The 1,541-nt window shown below is 70.3% G+C and carries 2 protein-coding genes; both read left to right on the forward strand.

The window, feature by feature from the left end; genetic code table 11:
• Nucleotides 1-56: 56 nt before the first annotated feature.
• Entirely contained in the window at nt 57-686 is a 630-nt protein-coding gene (locus FNH08_RS49955) for a LysE family translocator (protein ID WP_152778636.1), read from the forward strand.
• Between the two features lie 80 nt (nt 687-766).
• A complete protein-coding gene (locus FNH08_RS49960; protein ID WP_152778637.1) occupies nt 767-1,504 on the forward strand; it encodes a Clp protease N-terminal domain-containing protein in 738 nt (245 codons plus the stop codon).
• Nucleotides 1,505-1,541: the final 37 nt, after the last annotated feature.

Below are 1,541 nucleotides of genomic sequence, written 5' to 3' on the forward strand. Positions count from 1 at the left end.
CTCGTAGCGCGAAACTCGGTCGACGCGTCCTCGTCGCCGTGCCGAGCATGAGGCGCATGGTCGACACATCTCTCTACGCCGCTTTCCTGGTCGCCGCCTTCGCTCTCTGCGTCACCCCCGGCCCCGACATGATGTTCATCGTGGCCGTGGGTGGGCGCGGGGGCCCGGCGGCGGGCGTCATGGCCGCGGCCGGCGTGGCGAGTGCCATGCTCGTGCACACGGTCGCCGCGGCCCTCGGACTCTCGGCGCTGTTCACGACGCTGCCCGTCCTCTACCACGTCCTGCGGTGGCTCGGTGCCGCCTACCTGCTCTACCTGGCGGTGAAGGCCTTCCGGGACCGGTCCGCGATCCGTGACGAGAGCGTTCGCTCCGGCGCCGGTATGCGGCGGGCTTTCTGGCAGGGCGCCGTCACCAATCTGCTGAACCCCAAGGTGATCCTCTTCAACGTGGCGTTCCTGCCGCAGTTCGTGGACCCGTCCCTCGGTCATGTGCCCGGCCAGTTCCTGCTGCTCGGGATCACGATCGTGGTGATGGGCTTCCTGTGGGACGGCACGGTGGGTCTGCTCTCCGGGCGGCTCTCGCTGGTGCTGCGGCGGAGCCGGCGGGTGGCGCGGGCGCTGAACGTCTTCACCGGGACGGTGTTCACGGGGTTGGCGGTGCGGTTGGCGGTGACGTCGCCGAAGTAGCCGCCGCCCCCCAGCCGAGCACCCCCTGACGATGTCAACTCGCGGTTGACGCGAAGAGGGTGTCAACCTAAGGTTGACGAATGACGACGAACCCTTCACCCACCGCATCCGTGCGTCTCGACGACCTCATCGAGGCCATCAAGAAGGTTCACCCGGAGCCGCTCGACCAGCTCCAGGACGCCGTGATCGCCGCGGACCACCTCGGTGACGTGGCCGACCACCTGATCGGTCACTTCGTGGACCAGGCCCGGCGTTCGGGCGCGTCGTGGACCGAGATCGGCAAGAGCATGGGGGTCACCCGGCAGGCGGCCCAGAAGCGCTTCGTCCCGAAGGCCGAGGCGGACCTCGACCTCAGCCAGGGCTTCAGCCGCTACACGCAGCGCGCCCGCGCCGTGGTCATGGCCGCCCACAGCGAGGCCAAGGCGGCGGGCAGCGCGGAGGGTGTTCCCGCGCATCTCGTCCTCGGACTCCTCAGCGAGCCCGAGGGCCTCGGGGCGAAGGCGATCACCGCGCAGGGGGTCGCCCTCGACGCCGTGCGCTCCGCCGCGGTGGCCGCGCTGCCTCCGGCCGTCGAGGCGGCGCCCGAGCTCGTGCCCTACGGCGCCGAGGCCAAGAAGGCCCTCGAACTCACCTTCCGCGAGGCGCTGCGCCTCGGGCACAACTACGTCGGCACCGAGCACATTCTGCTCGCGCTGCTGGAGTTCGAGAACGGGGACGGGGTGCTGAGCGGGTTGGGGGTACGGAAGGATCTGGCGGAGGAGAACGTGGCGGAGGCGCTGCGGACGATCAAGGTCTTCGAGGAGCCCGGGGACGCCTGAGCGAGGGGTTTTCCTCGCCCCCGCCGCCCCTACCCGT

It is taken from the genome of Streptomyces spongiae (assembly GCF_009377185.1).
Classification (GTDB): Bacteria; Actinomycetota; Actinomycetes; order Streptomycetales; family Streptomycetaceae; genus Streptomyces; species Streptomyces spongiae.

Bases quoted from the DNA above. Each gene is read 5' to 3' on its own strand.
- FNH08_RS49955 (WP_152778636.1), top strand. From the start codon at position 57: ATGGTCGACACATCTCTCTACGCCGCTTTCCTGGTCGCCGCCTTCGCT.
- FNH08_RS49960 (WP_152778637.1), top strand. From the start codon at position 767: ATGACGACGAACCCTTCACCCACCGCATCCGTGCGTCTCGACGACCTC.